At 51.6% G+C, this 19,659-nt stretch carries 11 protein-coding genes, 1 tRNA gene and 2 rRNA genes; 5 read left to right on the top strand and 9 right to left on the bottom strand.

All coding sequences use genetic code 11. From position 1 onward, the window contains the following. Nucleotides 1-61: 61 nt before the first annotated feature. Nucleotides 62-247 carry a hypothetical protein gene (locus tag ABCO64_RS06800; RefSeq protein WP_253458642.1) on the bottom strand — a complete coding sequence of 62 codons (186 nt, stop codon included), beginning with the start codon at nucleotides 245-247 and terminating at the stop codon, nucleotides 62-64. Nucleotides 248-328: 81 nt separating this feature from the next. After that, nucleotides 329-1,000, bottom strand: coding sequence for a metal-dependent hydrolase (locus ABCO64_RS06805; RefSeq protein WP_253458638.1), 672 nt, complete (start codon nucleotides 998-1,000; stop codon nucleotides 329-331). A gap of 156 nt (nucleotides 1,001-1,156) precedes the next feature. Here ABCO64_RS06805 and ABCO64_RS06810 point away from each other — a divergent pair, with 156 nt between their 5' ends. Next, on the top strand, nucleotides 1,157-2,644 hold the full coding sequence (locus tag ABCO64_RS06810) for an MFS transporter (protein WP_343089302.1): 1,488 nt from the start codon (nucleotides 1,157-1,159) through the stop codon (nucleotides 2,642-2,644). A 51-nt stretch (nucleotides 2,645-2,695) separates the two neighbouring features. On the opposite strand, the gene ABCO64_RS06815 is transcribed toward ABCO64_RS06810, so the two are convergent. Then, entirely contained in the window at nucleotides 2,696-4,027 is a 1,332-nt protein-coding gene (locus ABCO64_RS06815; RefSeq protein WP_253458632.1) for a hypothetical protein, read from the bottom strand. A 112-nt stretch (nucleotides 4,028-4,139) separates the two neighbouring features. Between ABCO64_RS06815 and ABCO64_RS06820 the strand changes: the two genes are divergently transcribed. Next, a complete protein-coding gene (locus tag ABCO64_RS06820; RefSeq protein WP_253458629.1) occupies nucleotides 4,140-8,228 on the top strand; it encodes a HEAT repeat domain-containing protein in 4,089 nt (1,362 codons plus the stop codon). 58 nt (nucleotides 8,229-8,286) lie between these two features. On the opposite strand, the gene ABCO64_RS06825 is transcribed toward ABCO64_RS06820, so the two are convergent. The 3 genes from ABCO64_RS06825 to ABCO64_RS06835 form a co-directional block, all read right to left on the bottom strand. Then, nucleotides 8,287-9,783 (bottom strand): BCCT family transporter, encoded by a 1,497-nt coding sequence (locus ABCO64_RS06825; RefSeq protein ID WP_253458625.1) that lies wholly within the window; start codon nucleotides 9,781-9,783, stop codon nucleotides 8,287-8,289. 18 nt (nucleotides 9,784-9,801) lie between these two features. Beyond that, nucleotides 9,802-10,611 (bottom strand): universal stress protein, encoded by an 810-nt coding sequence (locus ABCO64_RS06830; protein WP_343089303.1) that lies wholly within the window; start codon nucleotides 10,609-10,611, stop codon nucleotides 9,802-9,804. An 81-nt stretch (nucleotides 10,612-10,692) separates the two neighbouring features. Continuing rightward, on the bottom strand, nucleotides 10,693-12,102 hold the full coding sequence (locus tag ABCO64_RS06835; RefSeq protein ID WP_253458620.1) for a PAS domain-containing protein: 1,410 nt from the start codon (nucleotides 12,100-12,102) through the stop codon (nucleotides 10,693-10,695). A 177-nt stretch (nucleotides 12,103-12,279) separates the two neighbouring features. On the opposite strand from ABCO64_RS06835, the gene acs reads away from it, so the two are divergent. The 3 genes from acs (at nucleotide 12,280) to ABCO64_RS06850 (ending at nucleotide 17,229) form a co-directional block, all read left to right on the top strand. Beyond that, entirely contained in the window at nucleotides 12,280-14,172 is a 1,893-nt protein-coding gene (gene acs, locus ABCO64_RS06840; RefSeq protein WP_253458617.1) for an acetate--CoA ligase, read from the top strand. Between the two features lie 43 nt (nucleotides 14,173-14,215). Then, on the top strand, nucleotides 14,216-15,481 hold the full coding sequence (locus tag ABCO64_RS06845; protein ID WP_253458614.1) for an L-lactate MFS transporter: 1,266 nt from the start codon (nucleotides 14,216-14,218) through the stop codon (nucleotides 15,479-15,481). A gap of 164 nt (nucleotides 15,482-15,645) precedes the next feature. Then, complete coding sequence (locus tag ABCO64_RS06850; protein WP_253458612.1) at nucleotides 15,646-17,229, top strand: DEAD/DEAH box helicase; 1,584 nt, start codon at nucleotides 15,646-15,648, stop codon at nucleotides 17,227-17,229. 451 nt (nucleotides 17,230-17,680) lie between these two features. Here ABCO64_RS06850 and rrf read toward each other — a convergent pair. The 3 genes from rrf to ABCO64_RS06865 form a co-directional block, all read right to left on the bottom strand. Next, nucleotides 17,681-17,802: ribosomal RNA gene (gene rrf, locus ABCO64_RS06855) — 5S ribosomal RNA — on the bottom strand. Between the two features lie 6 nt (nucleotides 17,803-17,808). Further along, nucleotides 17,809-17,880, bottom strand: a tRNA-Cys gene (locus tag ABCO64_RS06860). A gap of 121 nt (nucleotides 17,881-18,001) precedes the next feature. Beyond that, nucleotides 18,002-19,659, bottom strand: a 23S ribosomal RNA gene (locus ABCO64_RS06865); the annotation flags it as partial.

The following is a 19,659-nucleotide window of genomic DNA, read 5'->3' on the forward strand; positions in this document are numbered from 1 at the left end:
CTCCTCCCTCTCTCCTGATAAAATGTATCATCCCTCCTCTAGTTCGTGCCACACACACGGCTCACCGTGTGACACATCTCCAGGAGACGAAGAGATTGACAATTGTAATGACAATGGCAAAGACAGATGCCCCGAAAAGATCAATAATGCCTCCGCCCAGCACATAGGTTAGCAACAGCCAGAGCAGGCCCCCGAGAATCCCAATAGCAAGTGGATTTATGATCTGTTTTCTTGGTTCAGAGATCAATTCTCCATCTCCCTGTAGGTAATCAGGATCTTTTCTTCTATTTGGTAGTATCCCATCACACCAGATCGCTTTTGTGACTGCTTACCATCTGGATATCCAGATGATCAGCATCCAGAAAGAGAAGAACAGGGCAAGTGAGAGTGCCGCCATAGGGAGAACCTGGAGATCATGGGTATATCCTGTGACTATCACTCCACCTCCCGCAATAAAGAGAGCTGTTGCATAGTAGCCCGGCCTCTCCTCTCGCCTGCTTCCGGTACTGATGGTGCCTGTATACTTCCTCGTAGAAAAAGGATAAAACGGCTTCACCCCTGATTTTGTGCAGGAGTCTTCAAGTATATGGAGTAAGCCTCCGAAGAGAAGGCCAAAGAAGAAGAAGACCAGGATGCCATGCCAGTACCTGATCAGAAGAAGAATGGCTGCAAAAATGGAAGAGAGGATCAGCGAGTAGACAAGCACACCGGGGATGGTATGCATCGAGCCACGGTGGCCGGGATCAAAAGGCTGCCTGAGAAGAAAAAAGAGAAGCCGGGTCAGTGGCATGATCAGGGGCCGCATAATCAGGCTGAAAACCTGCGCTATCCCGTCCATATAGTTGAGTTTTGAGTCAGTGGCATCAGCATCAGGCAGAAGCGATCCGATAACAGTGCCACTGAGAAAGACGATACAGGCAACCGGACTGATCTGCAGAAACGGAGCTGCCAGCAGCAGACCGCTGCCTGTACTAATTGCTATATGGTCAGACCCACGCATCTCCTCAGAATGGTAGACTGGCAATATAATAAGCCTGCAGGGGTGCAGGGCGAAAGTGAATGGCCCGCCTCTTCATCTCTTTCAATACAAAACCAGCTTCTCTCTCACAAAAAAAGCAAAAAAATATCTACGAGTAGAAGAGCAATAACTCTATAGATGCACAATTATGAGGAGAAGCTATCAGAGCGCCAGTACATGCTGATCCTGATCTCCATCTCAATGGCACTTTTTATGGCGTCACTTGATGGAACAATCGTCAATATTGCTCTTCCAACCATATCGCATATCTTTGATCTCCCAACCACAACCGTTGCCTGGGTAGCGACGATCTACCTCCTCACCCTGACAGGCTGCTTTCTTATCTTTGGCAAACTGGCAGACAGAATAGGATTCAGGCGGATATTCATATCCGGGTTCTTCATCTTTACCATTGGCTCATTCTTTTGTGGCTTCCTACCTGAGTTTCTTGACTCATTCCTGGCTCTCCTCGGCTCCCGGGTACTGCAGGCAGTCGGCGGAGCAATGATTGCTGCGATGGCGCCTGCCATGGTTGCGGCATTCTTCCCCCTGAATAGGAAAGGAAAGGCAATGGGAATCATAACGATCTTTGCAGCACTTGGGACGGCAATAGGGCCAATTGTTGGGGGGTTCCTGACCCAGTATCTCTCGTGGAACTGGATCTTCTATATCAACATCCCTGTCGGTATCCTGGCGATACTCCTTGGAATGTATGCGATTCCATACAAACCGCCAGCAACAACCAGCCACTCGCCATTTGACTATCCCGGTGCTGTTCTCGTCTTCTCAGGTCTTGGTTTTTTAATCCTTGCCGTCAGTATCGGTGCATCAGTTGGATGGACAAGTCCGGTCGTCCTTGGTGCATTTGCGGTATCGCTTCTCTCGCTCTGTATCCTGGCTTCCCACGAACTCAAAACAGCTGACCCCATTCTCGATTTCAGGCTCTTCAAAAAGAGAAACTTTGTTCTGGCCAACCTCATCCTGGTCATCACCTTCTTCCTGTTTGGCGGGGTCAATTACCTCATGCCCTTCTTCCTCACCATCGTCAAGAATCTTGACCCCTCAACTGCCGGGCTCATCCTCGCCTCACTCTCGGTTGCACTGATGATAAGCGGCTTTCTCTCAGGCAGGCTCATCAACAGGATTGGAAACAGGAGATGCTGTATCATCGGGTCGCTCTTCCTCTCTGCAGGGTACCTGATGATCGCCTTCTTCTCATCTGACATCAGTATTCACTATATCATAATCGCACTTGGCATGGTTGGCCTGGGTCTTGGGCTCGTCTATCCGCCCGGCACCAACATGGTCATGTGGATGGCAGCACGGGACAAACACGGCATGGTATCAAGCCTGTTGAATGTCGAACGCTCCGCCCCCCTGACCCTTGGGATCGCCTTCTTCAGCATGCTGTTTGTTCAGGCAATGCTGTTTGTTGCCCAACACCGTGAGATCACCGAGGCATCTCCGGCAGCCCTGCAGATTCAGGTCGTTGTCGCGGGCTTTGATCTCGTCTTTGTCCTGATATTTTTCATCTCGATACTCGTTGTGCTGCTCTCATTTCTCAGTAAAGATGAGATTCATCCCGACAATCTCGATGATACTGCAGAGAGCATGGTTGTTGTCTAGCCGTCTTCCCCGGTTTGCATATCCCCTATCTTCAGGCACGTAGGGGATAGATCATCTTCCGGGGATTGTGCCATCGAAAACCCGCTTTCTGATCCGTGCGTCCAGGTGTGCAGCAAGAAGGCTGATAAAGAGGCATCCGCTGCGAGCATCCAGGTCTCTCTCATCCCCTCCGATATCCCAAAGGAACATATCGCGCATCAGATCAGAGGACTGTTCTGCCAGAATGCCTGCTGCCAGGAGATTATAGATCTCTTCGGGCTTTTCGTTGAGTGAACTAACAATTATCTGCCTGCCTGCCCGTCTCAACAGGATTTTCTGGGTTTTTCGATCAAAAAGACCCTGCCTGGCACCAGCATTGATAGCCTCTGCCTCTTCTGTTGCAGATCTGACATCCTTGAAGAGATAGGTGAAGATACCATCTGTTTCACTGGCTCCGGTGAGAATGTGTCTCCCTTCCCGTCTGAAATGATCCGTGAGCTGAAGCGGGGTGTCATACCTGCTGCTCTCGTGAGGCAATGGGTATATGAACGCTACCCCTGCCTCCTGAAAGGGGGTGACATCGATCTCACAATCCGCATCCTCCAGGCATCCGGTCATCGCCAGCTCCGGGGAGCTGATGAAGAGGATGCTCTCTTCAGGCTCCTGTTCGGGGCTCGCCAGGGAGAGAAAAGTCCGGGCAGGCAGAAAAGGCTCAGCCTGCGGGCCCGGCAGGCTTACCACCCAAACCGGAACTCCTGAATCTGCCTCGGCAAAGAGGAGTGCACTATGGTGATGTGGATCCTCATTCTGCATGCTGCCAGGAGAAAACGGGATTGCTATCCGGCGTCCTTTGGTCTGGAGATATGAACCAATCGCCTGTTGGCCGGCTTTATTGCTGCCGATAAGCCTCTGTACCATTCGCCTTTGTTCTTCGCTCTCACCTGAATGTTCAAAGGGCTTTGCCCAGGCTGCCTCCTTGCCAGCAGGCATCCCTCGCAGCTGCTCAATCCTCTGGGTGAGAAGTGACAGTATCTCCTCCAAGCAATCGGGGAAGCTCTCTTTAATCTGGGAAAAGAGAGCGAGAGCTTCTTTTGGAAGATGAGCAGCCGCCCCGTCTCCCCACTCGTCTGGTTCAGGTTCAGCCTGAGCTTTTAGAAACTCTGGCTCGACAATCCAGTCGACAGAGGCAGCCGGCTCTCCTCTCTTCGCACCCTTTGGGATCAGCCCCTCCTCCTTTGTCAGCCTCCCGATATAGGTGCTCACTTTTTTCGGCGACTTTGTCTGACGATCGTACCTGCTTGTGGAATGGTAGACATAGGGTCTTTTGGAAATATACTTGATCTCCAGGCACTTCACTCCTTTTGCCCGCTGCTCATGAAGCCAGGCTTTTGCCCACTCCTCCATCAGTCTTTTCTTTAGGGATTATACTATAAGAGAGCTTCTTTTTTATCTGAGGGTATAAGAGGGAGGAGCTACTACATAGAATAGTACCTGGAAACAACCCGGAAAGGTGGATATGGTTCTCAACGGTTTCTTCGGCTCAAACATTCAGCGGCTTGCCGAGCGGAAAAAATACGATAAGCTCGCATCCATGATAGTCACAGCTGAGCCTGAGATCAAGAGGGAGGCTGCCCTTGCCCTTGCAGGGTGTGGTGATGAAGCCTATGAGGTGCTTGGAAATGCCCTTGAAGATCTGCTCTCACCGATTGAGCTCAATGTCCTTGTCCGGGATATATACAATAATCTCAGGAAAAACCAGAAAGAAGTAGTCATCTTTCTCTTACACGCTCCCGAGATTGTCAGGAACCTGGTTGCCAAAGAGATCATCTCAACCGGGGTGCCTGATCTTGCCACCATCCACAGGTTCTCAAAGAACAGCGATCCAATCCTCAGGCGGGCAGCTGTTGCCACAGCAGATCATCTCGGTAAAGAGGGTTTTGATATCGTCCTCTCCGGCCTCTTCGACCGGGATCCGGATGTTGCACGTGAAGCTGCCGATATTTTTGAGAAAAGAAAAAATATTCCTGAATCCCCAAAGGAGAGAGCACAATATCTCTATGTCAGGGAGAAGTGGCATGAACTGTCACAGATGGGAAAACATGGAAAACCCATCCTTCTCCGTTTATTAAAAGATGGATCCAATGCCGAGCGCAGGGCAGTGATCAAGGCACTTGGCAAAGGACGGGATCCTGATATGGTCAAAATTCTTCAGCGGCAGCTGAATGATCCTGATCCATTAATTGTTGCCGAATCCATTGCGGCCATCGCCACTATTGGGGGTCCTGAAGCAGAACGGACACTTGTGGCATGCCTTCGCGCATCGTATCCACTCATCAGGATGGAGTCGGGCTGGGGTCTGCAACGGATGGGGTGGAAACCAGATACCGAGGAAGATAAAATTCTTCTCTTTTTTGCAACCGAGAACTGGAAGAAACTTGCAGATATCGGAAAAGCTGCGATACCCGTTCTTGTATATGCCCTCCGTGAAGAGCATTCGGCAGTCAGGGCAAATGCCATAGAGACACTCCGGCTGATTGGCCCGCTCGGAATAGCCGCACTCAGGCAGGCAGCAGGATCACGGGATGCTGCTCTTGCCCGGCAGGCAAAACTGGCGCTCCTTGAGATAGAGAAGAAGGAAGCTGAATTATTGGCAGATTCGCAGATAACAGTTGATGACTCCAGGTACAAAAACGAACTTCAGGCTTCGCTGAAGGCCCGCTCCTCTCACGTAAAGTCATTGTCAAAGAAGCCTCCGGGTGCTCCTCCAGACAAAAATATTGCTGTTCCAAAGCCGGTAGATCCAGCACTGGAAAAGAAGAGATACCGTGAAGAACTGCAGGATTCACTCAGGGCCCGGGAAGAGCACAGCCAGACGGTACCACCCAAACAAACCAAATCCAAAGAGAAGGATCCAGCAACTCTCCCGGATGATTCCCGTACAAACCTGGAGTTAAACGATGCGATACTCGGCAGCCTCAATGAAGCACTCAGGAAACTCTATGGCGAAGCCGGGCAGGGGAGGGGGCTGATCGACACCACGGTTATCGAGCCGCTCAGGAAGAAGGATGATGATATGGTTGTGAGCGAGACTCACCTTGAAGCCGATCCGGATCCAACACCACAGCCTTCCCTCTGGAAGGAGGATGATGAGAAGGACGAAGAAAAAGGCGATAACTTCATGAAGCTGGTCGCCTCTCTCTCTGACAGGGATCCCAATATCCGTGTTTCCGCCTGTTATGCGCTTCGTCTCCATGGTGAACGGGCAGTTGATCCCCTCATATCTGCCCTCCGTGACAGCTCCCTGCTTGTCAGGGCAGCAGCTGCGGAATCACTTGGAGAAATAGCCGATCCAAGAGCGAAACTTTTCCTTCTCAAACTCACCAGAGATGAAGAACCCGATGTCCGGATTGCTGCAATACTTGCTCTTGGCTATCTTCCGGATGCCGAGATCGTTTCTGTTCTCATTACGCTGCTTGGTGATGATCACTTCCGTGTCGCGACTGCTGCAGTTGATGCGCTCGTCAGAATGGGACATACCGCCCTTCCCTATCTTATAAAAGCCCTTGATGATCAGAATATTCTGATCCGCACAAACGCTGCCGCCGCACTTGGCAGGACAGAGGATCCATTTGTCATACCGATCCTGGTGCGGTATCTTGAGGATCCAATTGAGGAGATGCGTATTGCGATTGCACGGGCACTGGCACGATTTGGTCTTGAGGCCATCCCACCTCTCCAGGCGATACTTCAGGATGGTTCACGGCTTCAAAAGCTGACAGTCCTCGACACATTCGGCCGGATGAGTGAAGACGAGGCAACAACGGCAATCCGTCCGGCTCTGGGTGATCCGGATCAGAGTGTCCGCCTCTATGCTCTTCGGATGCTCAGGAAACGGGAGTCGCTTGCTCTCTGGCGTGAGGCGTGGGCTGATCAGCTGAAGGGTGATGTACCGAAACCAAAAGGGATTCCCCGGCTGAAGAAGGAGGACAAAGAACGATATGTTGAGGGTGGCGGTGAGGATGATGTCCATACTCTCATTGAGGGATTAAAGGATAATAACCGCAATGTACAGTTTGCATCCGCGATGAAACTCACGGTCATGGGCCGTTCCGCAATTGACGAGCTCCTCAAGGCAATCAAATCAGAATCTCCTGAACTCAGGTCTCTTGCAGAGGAAGTTATTGGTGAGATGAGGGAAGTTGCTGTTGAGCCGCTTCTTGATGCCCTGTATGATGAAAGTCCGGTCATTCGGGCGGTTGCATCCAGGAACCTCGGGCGTATTGGCGGCTCATCGGTTGTTGGTCCGCTCACACGTGCCCTTGAGACCGATGAGGATGATGAGGTCAGAGCCATTATTGTTGAAGCACTCGGCTATATCGGAACGCCTGAGGCAGCAGATCCGATCATACGGTCACTCCAGGACAGAGAGGAGAATGTCAGGATGGTCGCCGCCAGGACACTGGGTTATATGAATGATCCATCAGCCACAAAAGCCCTGATCAATGCGCTTGAAGATACCGATCTTCGTGTCAGGGACGCAGCCCTCCAAGCATTACATGATCCAGACGGCACCCCCCGGGAACATCTTGTCCGGGCACTGACCGATGAATCGGGCACAGCTGGTCCTGGTGTCTCCGATGCCCTCAAGGCCATAGGCTGGACGCCTGAAACCGAGGAGGAGCAGGTCTGTTTCCTGATATCCCAGAGCCGCTGGTTTGAGGTTGATAAGATCGGAAAATCTGCTCTTAAACCGATCCGGGAAACACTTGAGAAAGGATCAGTTGAAGCCAGGATTGAAGCGATCAAGACGATAGGCCGGCTACACGATCCAGAAGCAATCACCCTTCTGATCGATTCGCTTGCTGATGAAAACTTAATGATCAGGAAACGTGCGGAATATGCCCTTGTGGATATTGGTTTGGATGCAGTCGAGCCTCTGACTGCACTCCTTGGCAAAGGAACAGATCAGCAGGACACAACCATTCAGCGGATCCTACGCCGCATAGAAGCAAGACCTCCCCGGGAGTTGCCCAAACCTGAGCCTGCTTCCGAAGAGGAAGAAGATTCTGTACCCCTTTCCCGGCAGGAATCTGAAGAGGCCGGCCAGATCCCGGAAAGCGAACCTGCTGCCGATGGAGAGACCGGCATTGCTGATTTGGCTTTGGAAACTGATGCCGATACCCTGCCATCTTCTGGAAATGAGCGTGAACCTGTCTCTGAGACCGCATCTGCTGGCAAATCCCCCAGTGACGATGCATCGTATTCCGAGGGTATTCCAACAGATGCCGAAGAAGAGTCTCCTCCATCTCTTTCATCATCAGCCAGCCAGGGGATGGAGTCTGAAGGAGAGCAGTTTTGGTCCACTACCGCCACTCAAACGCCTGCTGCACGGACTGAAGGGGAATCAGACGATTCCGATCTGCTCTCTGAAGATGAATTTACCGATTTTGAGTTTGATACAGACTCTCTTCGTCTGGAAAACGATGAAGATGAAAAGACAGCAGAGGATGTTGATCTGGAGGAGGCGTATCCAGACACAGGAGAAGAAAAGGAGGAGACAAAACCCGGGGAGCAGACGAGGAGAGAGCCGGGAGGTCCTCAATAGATTGTCTTCTCCCGGCAGTTGTTCCCTAAACCGGCCGTCCTGAAACTATTCTCCTCACCTATTCCTCAAACTTCTCCTGTGACAATCCTATCCAGAGCGTGTAGCAGAGAACAATCATCACAAGCATGAATGGGAATGCCGCTGTGATCGCCATCATCTGGAGTGCATCAAGGCCTCCGGTTACCAGAAGAACAATCGAGACAAGAGAGAGCGACAGTCCCCAGATCACCTTCTTATAGAGAGGGACAACAATGCTTCCCCTGGTTGTGAGCGATCCAAGCACCACTGTTGCAGAATCTGCTGATGTGACGAAGAAGATGGAGAGGAGGAGGATCGCAATAAGCGAGAGCATGCCTGCATACGGGTAGTGTTCAAAGAACGCAAAGAGGGCAAGTGAGACATCCTCCCCGGCAATAAGGGCGAGATCAACGTCATTGTGCAGTTCAAGATAGAGTGCGGATCCTCCAAAGACCGAGAACCAGATAAATGTAAAGAGGGTTGGAACGGTGAGCACCGTCAGGACAAACTCCCGAATCGTCCTGCCGCGAGAGATCCGGGCAATAAAGAGACCCACAAACGGTGACCAGGAGATCCACCATGCCCAGTAGAAGACCGTCCAGTCACGGCTCCATTCGTATCCTGCAAATGGATATGCCTGCAGGCTTAAATCAACCAGGTTATTGATATAGCCTCCAAGTGTGGAAGAGAAGAGATTCAGGATAAATGGAGTCGACCCAAGAGCAAGAATGAATGCGAGGAGTAGTGTTGCAAGCAGTATATTGAATTTCGAGAGGATCTGGACTCCCTTCTCCACACCAAGGATGGCAGACGCCATGAAGAGGGCTGTTGCAATGATGATGATCCCAATTGTCACCGAGATTGCAGACGAGATGCCATAGAGGTGGGTGAAACCACTGTGTATCTGAAGAGCTCCAAACCCTAACGACGTTGCAGTGCCAAAGACGGTGGCAAATACCGCAAGGACATCAACGATATTCCCCGGAAGCCTGAAGGTTCTCTCACCAAGCACCGGATAGAAACATGAACTAATCAATGCAGGCATACCTCTTCTGAAGGAGAAGTATGCAATTGAGAGGCTGACAATCGTATAGATTGCCCATGGGTGGATCCCCCAGTGGAAGAACGAATACCGCATGGCAAATGCAGCGGCATCCGGGGAGGTTGGTGTCAGGAAAGGCGGCGGCTGGAGAAAGTGGACAAGCGGCTCAGAGACGCCCCAGAAGAGGAGGCCGATCCCCATACCGGCAGCAAAAAGCATTGCAACCCAGCCAAAGAAAGTATACTGAGGCCGCTCGTTGTCAGATCCGAGCTTGACTGTTCCATACTTTGAGAGTGCTATTGCAAGTGTGAAGAGGAGGAAGAAGAACCCGGCCAACAGGTACAGCCAGCTGAAATAATCAAGTATCGCTCCATGCACAGCTGATGCTGCTCTGTCAAGCACCTCCGGAAAGAGAATACCCATTGCAATGAAGGTGAGTATGATACCTGATGAGAGAAGAAAGACCGGCTCTTTTCTGAAATGATCCTGCAACATAGCTACTACCTCTCCTGCTTATGGGACAAGGAAGATGGATGCCTTTGTCCCGGTCACAATCCTCTCGGCCGTCTCACCCATCGGTGCGGCAAGAAACCCTCTCCGCTTTCTTCCAAGCACGATAACATCAGCCTTGATCTGCTCAGAGACATGCAGTACTTCGCCTGCCGGATCCCCAAGCCGCTGCTCTGAGGAGACGCGGCCAAAATATGGAGCAAGCTCCTCGGAGGCTCCCAATAAGAGCTCATCGATCTTTTTCTTCTGTCTCTCCTCACTATGCGGATCCGCTCGTCTGTCCCGCACATGGAGAATATGGCACCACGCACCCTGGAAATCCATCAGATAGGGGATGGGGCGGTTTGAGATCTCATCCAGATCTGTTGCATACAGGATGATCAGGTATTCCCGGCTGATACGTCCCTCACCTTCACCTGGAAGACGCGGGCGGATCTTATGGACAAATACCGGAATATCAGAGAGCCTGAGGAGGTCCCTTGAGACACTTCCAAGCAGCATTGTCCGTATCTGCCAGTGCCGCTTTGCCTTCAGGTAAATCTCGTCTGCTCCTTCCTGAAGTGCCGCCTCAGCAATCGCAGAGGCAATATGGTCGCTTCCTGTTCGTATTTCAACAGTGAGATCAAGCTCTTCAAGGACATCCTTGTGAGCTTCCATCCAGGAGATGTCTGATCCCCTGAAGAGCGATCCCGCCTCGCTGACGTGGAAGAGGCAGATCGATCGGGATCCAAAACTTTTGAGGATATTTCCAATCTTCTTCAGCTCCTCGGGCTTCTCTCCGTATGCTACAGGAATCAAGGTCTTCTCAAACATCTGTAATAACCCTCTACTCTCCTGATAATCTCCTTTTCTGTATAATCAGGATTCCAGTATCTTTAAAGTACCCGCATCTGATCAATGCGTCTCTTCTTCCCGTGGCTGGCTCGAACGTGCAATCGAACAGAAGTACATGGTATCGGCAAACCTGACAAAACTCCGTGACACCTCTACACGGATAACGCTCCCGTTTCGCATCCGGTGAACTGCACTCGCCCGCTCCCGTTTACCTGGATATGCTCCTTCCCACATCTTCTTCCAGACGCCGGGTGTGATCTCCGGATTGATATCAAAAACCCGCATGCTCAGCAGCTCATCTGTTGAATAGCCAAGCAGGTCCGCTGCGGCCTGATTTCCTCTCATAATGAATCCCTCTTCATTGATAAGCAGGATAGAGTCTGAGGCATGATCAAAGGCAAACTGGATGAACAGCAGTTCTTTTTCCAGTTCTTCCTTGTCACGGATGGTTGCCATCAGCATTCTGTTTGCCTCCTGCATGGAGCGTGTACGTTCGAGAATGATATCCTCAAGATTCTTATGGTACTGGTTCAGCTGTTCCCTGCAGTGGGCAAGCTCGGTACTATCCCATCCAACCGCATGATAGGCAAGCAGTTTCCCCTTCTCGTCAAGGACGCCACGAACCTCCCATTGTTCCCGTCCAAGCGTCCCGTGGGCGCCGATCATCGTCAGCTCAGCAGTTGTGATCTCTTCAGCAGCCATCTGTTCTTCAAAGAGCGTCTGTATCTCATCATGGGTGTGTGCGGGAAAAAGCGCATGAAACTTCATTCCCCGCAGCTGCTCCTCGCTCCTGCCCGCCCGCTTCGAGAATGCAGCATTACAGAATGTGATTGTTAAATCCGGATTTATATGAACAATGTACTCTTTCTGCCCAAAACTTAGCGCGTTATAGTGCTGCTTCATCATCAAAAGCTCACGTTTTGCCTTTCGCATTGCAGTCTCATCAAAGAACGAGAGGGCTGCCCCGTCCCTCCCAGAGTCAAAAACAACCGGTATACTGGTTATTCTGAGGATGAGATCCTGTTTGCGGATTCTTGACTGAATGGTAATTGATCCGGATTTTCCCTGAACTGCATCATGGCATAGCTCTTCAATGCGCGGATCCTTGAAGAGGGAGATGGGGATATCCTGTATCTCGACACCATACACCACATCAAGCGAACATCCGAGGATTGAAAGAATTCCCTCGGTAATCATGACGGTATTGAGCCGGGAATCGCAGATAATGACTGGTTCTGGCCAGTATGGAATCAGTGAGGAGACAGGAACACGCTGGATGAGAAAATAATTTTTCGCGGTGCCTATCTGCTTCCTGTCCACATCGCCTTTGAGTTTGAGGATGTCCAGGTGCTTTGCTGCGGTGTTGCGGTGTATGTGCAGTGCAGATGATATCTCTGACACGCTCATGCCACGTGGATATCGCTTTAATAAATCCTTAATTTTTATAATCTCTTCTGTCTGGGTATTCATTACCAGGTCTCCCGGGATTTGGTGGCTGACTCTTATGCAGTGCATATGTGTTCGACAAATATAAGGTTTATCTAGTATTGCTGGCAACTCTTGTGTGTAAAGCACTGCAAATGTGATCTGATACCCAAACGTGGATCAGATCAATTGAACCCATGTGGTCGCATGGGGGAGAAGACTATGTCTGAATCATTCGATGTGAAACTCGAAGAGAAGACCTACAAGCCCGATCCCTCCTATCTGGAGAATTCGAACATGGGTGACTGGGATAGCGCATATGGCAGCTATCTTGAGGATCCCGATGGCTTCTGGGAACGTATTGCAAATGAACTCACCTGGTTCAAGCCATGGGACAGGGTAAAGGAGTGGCAACACCCCTATGCGAAATGGTTTGTCAACGGAAAACTGAACATCACCTATAACTGCCTCGACCGCCACGTCCAGAGCGAGCGCCGGAACAAAGTCGCTCTCATCTGGCGGGGCGAAGAAGAGGGGCAGGAGCGGATCCTGACCTACCGGCAGCTGCACCGCGAAGTGCAGAAATGTGCCAATGCCTTAAAGAGCCTCGGTGTCGGCAAGGGCGACACGGTCTGTATCTACATGCCGCTTGTGCCCGAGCAGATCGTTTCAATTCTTGCCTGTGCACGAATTGGTGCAGTCCACAGCATCGTCTTTGGAGGATTTGGTGCAGCAGCACTCAACACCCGTATCCGGGACGCATCCGCAAAAGTTGTTATCACAAGTGATGTCGGATATCGCAGAGGAAAACGGGTTCCCCTGAAGTCGATCGTCGGTGACGCCGTTGTCAATGCACCAAGTGTGGAGACAATTGTTGTCTTACGGCGTGAGAAGCCACAGGTTGAACTCGTCTCTGAGATGGAGGTCGACTACCACGAACTCATCGAAGCTGCAGACAAGCACTGTGAGCCCGAGGTGATGGATGCAGAAGATCCGCTCTACATCCTCTATACATCAGGAACAACCGGCCAGCCGAAAGGGATCGTCCACACCTGTGGAGGATACATGGTCGGAACCTATTACACCACGAAGTACGTCTTCGACATGAAAGAGAACGACGTCCACTGGTGTACTGCCGACCCCGGCTGGGTCACCGGACACAGCTACATCATCTACGGCCCGCTTGCAGTCGGGGCAACCGTCATGATCACGGAAACTGTTCCTGACTATCCGGACCCAAGCAACTGGTGGAAGATCATTGAGGACTTTGGTGTCACCATCTTCTACACCGCACCGACTGCTATCCGGATGTTCATGAAATTCGGCGAGGAATGGCCGAATAAGGCGAACCTTGATACCCTCAGGATCATCGGGTCTGTCGGAGAACCCCTGAACCCCGAGGCCTTCGAATGGTATCACCGTGTCATTGGCAAATCGGAGTGTCCGATCCTTGACACCTGGTGGCAGACAGAGACCGGTATGCATATGATCACAACCCTTGTGGGCGAACCGATGAAACCTGGCTTTGCCGGCAGACCGATCCCGGGTGTCCAGGTCGATGTCGTTGATAAGGAAGGAAACCCAACTCCGCCAAATGTCGGCGGCCTTCTCGTCATCAAGGAGCCCTGGCCATCGATGATGAGGACCGTCCATAAAAACGATGAACGGTACCGCCAGTACTGGGATACGATCCCACCCTACTATACAGCGGGTGATCTCTCGGTGAAGGACAAGGATGGATACATCATGGTCCTCGGCCGGGCAGATGACATCATCATCGTTGCCGGGCACAACATCGGTACCGCAGAGGTTGAAAGTGCCCTCGTCTCCCATGAAGCAGTTGCAGAAGCAGCAGTCATCGGCAAACCCGATGTCATGAAGGGACAGGCAATCAAGGCTTTTGTCATCCTGAGGCTTGGTTATGAACCAAGTGATAAGCTGAAGAACGAGCTTATCTACCATGTCAGGATGAGCATCGGCCCGATTGCGATGCCCTCAGAGATCGACTTTGTTCCCTCTCTCCCAAAGACAAGGAGCGGAAAGATCATGCGCCGCGTTCTGAAAGCACAGGAGATGGGAGTCGATCCAGGCGATATATCGACACTGGAAGAATAAATCCCACCTATCCCCTTATTTATTGACACACCCGGGTTGAATCATGCAGGAAACACACATATTCGGACTTCCGGCAGAGCGAGGACGATGGATCTTTGTACTTATAGGTCTGATCATCAATATCTGTCTTGGAAGCATCTATGCCTGGAGCGTCTTTGTTGCGCCCCTCACCGAACATTTGGCACAGGAACTTCAAATGACGGTGACAACAGGCGAAGTCCTGATGCCGTTCTCCATATTCCTGGCAGCATTTGCAATTGCAATGCCGCTTGCGGGGAGATATATCGATACCTGGGGACCCAGGAAGACGACGATTGTTGGTGGTCTTCTGACGGGACTTGGGTGGCTGCTCGCCTCGACGGTGACATCCATCCAGCTGCCGATAACTCCGGTTGAGATGCTCTACATCGTATATGGTGTCATCGGCGGTGCTGGTGTCGGTATTGCCTATGGAGTGCCGGTTGCGCTGGCCACCCGCTGGTTCCCTGACAGGCGGGGCTTTGCAGTCGGCCTTGCCCTCCTTGGTTTTGGTTTCTCGGCATTTATATCAGCAAATATCGCAGGCTACCTGATCCCGGCAATCGGTGTGATGGACACATTCCGGGTCTTTGGAGCAGCATTTCTGATCATTATCCTGGTCTGCTCGATGCCGCTTCGCTTCCCAAAGGAGGGATGGAGACCATCCGGGTGGACACCCCCGCCATCGGCAGCAGAAACCTGTGAATGCGACCGATCCATGATGATCAGAACACCAACATTCTACGGTCTCTGGATCTGCTACTTCATCGGCTGTCTCGCAGGCTTAATGGCAATCTCGATTGCACAACCTGTCGGGGTCGAAGTTGTTGGGATCACGCCAGTCCTTGCAACCGCCCTCGTCGGGGTCTTTGCGATCTTCAATGGAGGCGGCCGCCCCGTCTTTGGCTGGCTGACTGATCTGCTCAATCCACCAAGGGCAGCAGTCATCTCCTTCGTCCTGATCGGGGCAGCATCACTCATGCTCTGGCAGGTACAGTCTGAGCTGACCTATATCGTGGCGTTCTGCCTGCTCTGGGGCTGTCTTGGAGGCTGGCTTGCCATTGCACCAACGGCAACGGCACGGTACTTCGGGACCTGCGACTATCCGCGGTGTTATGGCCTGGTCTTCCTCGCCTATGGTGCAGGAGCAATTGCCGGTCCACAGCTTGCAGCGTTTATCAGGGACTCAACAGGAAGCTATATCGGTGTCTTCCCCTACATCGCTCTGCTTGCAGTTTTCGGAGCGATCATCGGCTTCTTCCTGCTCAGGCCCGTTCAGAACAGCAGTTGAAATTCCATACCCGCCCCCTTTTTTGAGGCATTTCTGCAAGCCCGGATTTTGATTCAGGCTACAATTGCCGCACTCATCCGGCTCTGAGCTATTGAAAATTCAGAAGTTCCCTTGCTCTTCATACACCCAAGGTTCTAAGTCCACAAAAAGCAATATGTATAGCAATGGAAGACCCGAAAAAATTCTCAGATTTTTCAATATCCCAGGACCTCCTCAAGGCCATTGCGGATATGGGCTTTGAAGAGGCAACACCAATCCAGACGATGGCACTTCCTTTGATCCTTGAAGGCCGTGACATCACTGGACAGGCACAGACAGGAACAGGGAAGACTGCCGCGTTTGGCATCCCCACAATTGACAGCATCGATCCGATGGACAGGACCGTACAGGCGCTGGTTTTAGCGCCAACGCGGGAACTGGCAATCCAGATAGCAGAAGAGTTTGCACGGTTTGGCCAGTATAAAAAAGGCCTCTCCATCGTCCCGGTCTACGGGGGCCAGCCTATTGAGCGCCAGTTCCGTGCACTCCGGGCAGGCGCCCAGATTGTCATCGGCACACCCGGCCGGATCATGGACCACCTTGAACGGAAGACCCTCTCAATCTCGCACGTTCGCTTTGTCATCCTGGATGAGGCAGACCAGATGCTCGATATGGGATTCAGGGAGGATATTGCATATATTCTCGGGATGACTCCAAAGAAGAGGCAGACCCTCCTCTTCTCGGCAACGATGCCACCGGAGATCCTTGATCTCTCAAAGAGATATCAGCAGGATCCGAAGTTCATCCGGGTTGTTCACGGTGAGATGACCGTTCCCCAGATTGAGCAGTGCTATCTTGAAGTCAAGGAACGCGAGAAGCTTGATGTCCTCTGTAAACTCATCGACATCCATAATCCTGATCTCGCAATGGTCTTCTGCAATACCAAACGCGCTGTTGATGATGTGACCCAGCGTCTCCAGGCACGTGGTTACTTTGCCGATGCCCTTCATGGGGATATGAAACAGGTCCAGCGGGATCGTGTCATGGGGAAGTTCCGGAAGCGTTCAATCGATATCCTGGTGGCAACCGATGTTGCAGCCCGCGGCCTTGATATCAGCGAAATAGATTTTGTCTTCAATTATGATGTCCCCCAGGATGTTGAATATTATATCCACCGGATAGGAAGGACGGCCCGTGCCGGCAGAGCCGGACGATCGATCTCCTTTGTCGCACCAAAAGAGATCTACAAGCTCCGCGAGATTCAGCGGTTTGCAAAGGTGAAGATCAACCGGCTTCCAATCCCAACAACAAGTGATGTCGAGGAGTCCCAGGCAAGCTCGCTCATTGAGCGGGTCAAGGATGTCAATGCAACCGGCCTTGGTGAGCGGTATATCCCGCATATCGAACAGGCACTTGAGGAAGGACTCACCTGTATTGAGATCGCAACCGCACTGATGAAGATCCATCTCTCCGGGCGTGCAGGCGACATCGGTGCCGATGGCAGTGATGCAGGGCCAATAGAACCTGGTATGGCACGGATACGGATCTCTATTGGGAAGGACAAGGATATCAGGGCAAAGGATATTGTCGGTGCGATCGCTGGTGAAACCGGGCTTCCCGGAAAATCAATCGGTGCAATTGAGATCTTTGATCATCACTCGTATGTCGATATCCCCGCAGACAAAGCGCAAGAAGTGATCAGTGTTATGAAAGATCGGACTATCCGCGGGTTTTCTGTTGAGATGACGAAGCTCGAGAGGAAGAAATAACCTTCAACAATCCTTTTCAACGCATTTTTTTTTCACTTTCACCCTCCGCTCACTTTTCTTATATAGTCCAGAAACAGAGTATAGTATGCCGGGAGCATCCGGGAGAATACGTTTGTCGCAAACCCTGCTCTTCCTGCTGTTCCTTGTGCAACCCCCTCTCAGACACCAGGGTCACCACCCTGCTGAAAGCAGACAACGGATGTATACTATCTTTCCATACTGCAACCTATCATACCCGATCAACCTTTTTCCCCCCTTTTTTTCGTGCTTTGGGCAATCAGGTTCTGTTGGAAGAGAAGAGACAATGAATCAGCTGTGCTTCGAAACAATTTCCCGTTCTGATAGTTGCTGTGACGTTTGGTCGTTGTTATGAAGAGAAGACGGTATCAGTCTGGTGTGATGAGTGTGTTGTTTAGAATAAGACGGTTGTTTTTTAGAATAAGAAGGGTGGTATTGGCAGCGTTGAACAGTTCCCGGGGACTCGCGTACCTCAGTACAGTGCTCGACGCAGGTGGGCTTAACTGCCGGGTTCGGAAAGAGTCCGGGTGTATCCCCACCGCTATGGCCGCCATTACCACAAGCCAAGGCCCAGATTTGAACTGGGGTGTAGCTGATCTGCAGTCAGCCGCGTGGCCGCTCCGCCACCTTGGCGCTGTGTATGTTCTGTTAGGAGTATACATGTACTCGTTTTACAGAATTAAAGGTATGCATTCTGGATTTCGTCTGGGTTCAACAGAATCCTATTGGTAAACGATCCGTCATATGTTTTTCAAGAAACCTGGATTTGGGCGTTAGTACCCGCCGGACTCAACACGTCGTTACCTTCGTGCGTACATCCCGGGTCTATCAACCGGGTCTTTTACCCGAGCCCTATAACGGAGTCTCTTTTCAGGCTGAGTTTCAAGCTTAGATGCTTTCAGCTTTTATCTCTTGCCGCGTAGCTGCTCGGCAGTGCCCTGTCGGACAACCGATACACCAGAGGCGACGAAAGAAAGTTCCTCTCGTACTATTTCTTTCTTGCCCTCAGACTCCGAACACTCCTGATAGATAGTAACCGACCTGTCTCACGACGGTCTAAACCCAGCTCACGATCCCCTTTAATAGGCGAACAACCTCACCCTTGGCTGCTGCTGCACAGCCAGGATGGAAAGAACCGACATCGAGGTAGCAAGCCGCCGGGTCGATATGTGCTCTTGCCGGCGACGACTCTATTATCCCCGGGGTAGCTTTTCTGTAGTCAATAGCCCTCATCAACAGGGCGTATTGGTTCGTTAGACCCGAGTTTCCTCTCGCGATGACTTGCTATGCGTCATCGCGTCAGGCCAACGTATGCTCTTGACACTCTTCTGTGAGTTTCTGACTCACATGAGTTGACCTTAGGGCACCCTTGATATTTTTTCGAGGGTGTGGCGCCCCACCCAAACTGCCCACCTACCGATGTCCTCTTCGTATGAAGAGTGAGTAGTACAGCAGAGCAGGGATGGTGTCTCATTGATGACTCCCTGGTCCCCGGAAGGACCAGTTCGACGTCTCCCATCTACACTGCGCATGCAATACCGTACTACAACGACAGGCTGCAGTAAAGCTCCACGGGGTCTTCACTTCCCATCAGGAGTCCCTAGTTTCTGCACTAGGATAAAAGGTTCAACGGACTTGTGGTAGGGACAGTAGAACTCTCATTGTTCCATTCATGCAAGTCGCCAATTAAGCGACAAGGTACTACGCTACCTTAAGAGGGTCATAGTTACCCCCGCCGTTTACGGGTCCTTCGTCCGATTGAACTCGGTGTTCAGATACCCGCACTGGGCAGGATTCACAGACTATACGAGTCGTTTCCGAGTTGCAGTCTGCTATGTTGTTATTAGACAGTTGGAGTTCCCTGGTCACTGCGACCTGCCTGATCACCAGGCAGGCACCCCTTCTCCCGAAGTTACGGGGCCATTTTGCCGAGTTCCCTTACCACAATTAGTTCCGACACGCCTTGGTCTTTTCAACCAGGGGCACCTGTGTCAGTTCTCGGTACGGTCATACATTCCCCTTTTCACGGGCTCCAGGAGTTGACCATGTTACCTCATCACGTCTTCTGCGGTTTCTCACCATGACGGTACTCCACCGCGTTGAACGCTTGAACGAAACGACAGTTTCGCATGGTATATCCCGAAGCGTCAGGGTTGTCCGAAAACAACTGCGAATGTATGGTACAGGAATATTAACCTGTTTCCCTGTTGTCGTGCTCGGGTTACGGCACAACTTAGGACCGACTAACCCTCGGCTGACGAACATTGCCGAGGAAACCTAGCCCTTTCGGCGGAACAGATTCTCACCGTTCTCTGCTTCTACTACTGCCAGAATTCTCATTCCTGCACGGTCCACAGGACCTTACGCCCCTGCTTCTGTCCATGCAGGACGCCCCTCTACGCGATCACCGAT

Origin of the sequence: Methanocalculus natronophilus, from assembly GCF_038751955.1 — an archaeon.
Taxonomy (GTDB): domain Archaea; phylum Halobacteriota; class Methanomicrobia; order Methanomicrobiales; family Methanocorpusculaceae; genus Methanocalculus; species Methanocalculus natronophilus.

Excerpts from the sequence above, each read along its gene's own strand:
- ABCO64_RS06805 (WP_253458638.1), bottom strand. The coding sequence starts at position 1,000 with ATGCGTGGGTCTGACCATATAGCAATTAGTACAGGCAGCGGTCTGCTG.
- ABCO64_RS06810 (WP_343089302.1), top strand. The coding sequence starts at position 1,157 with ATGCACAATTATGAGGAGAAGCTATCAGAGCGCCAGTACATGCTGATC.
- ABCO64_RS06815 (WP_253458632.1), bottom strand. The coding sequence starts at position 4,027 with ATGGAGGAGTGGGCAAAAGCCTGGCTTCATGAGCAGCGGGCAAAAGGA.
- ABCO64_RS06820 (WP_253458629.1), top strand. The coding sequence starts at position 4,140 with ATGGTTCTCAACGGTTTCTTCGGCTCAAACATTCAGCGGCTTGCCGAG.
- ABCO64_RS06825 (WP_253458625.1), bottom strand. The coding sequence starts at position 9,783 with ATGTTGCAGGATCATTTCAGAAAAGAGCCGGTCTTTCTTCTCTCATCA.
- ABCO64_RS06830 (WP_343089303.1), bottom strand. The coding sequence starts at position 10,611 with ATGTTTGAGAAGACCTTGATTCCTGTAGCATACGGAGAGAAGCCCGAG.
- ABCO64_RS06835 (WP_253458620.1), bottom strand. The coding sequence starts at position 12,102 with ATGAATACCCAGACAGAAGAGATTATAAAAATTAAGGATTTATTAAAG.
- acs (WP_253458617.1), top strand. The coding sequence starts at position 12,280 with ATGTCTGAATCATTCGATGTGAAACTCGAAGAGAAGACCTACAAGCCC.
- ABCO64_RS06845 (WP_253458614.1), top strand. The coding sequence starts at position 14,216 with ATGCAGGAAACACACATATTCGGACTTCCGGCAGAGCGAGGACGATGG.
- ABCO64_RS06850 (WP_253458612.1), top strand. The coding sequence starts at position 15,646 with ATGGAAGACCCGAAAAAATTCTCAGATTTTTCAATATCCCAGGACCTC.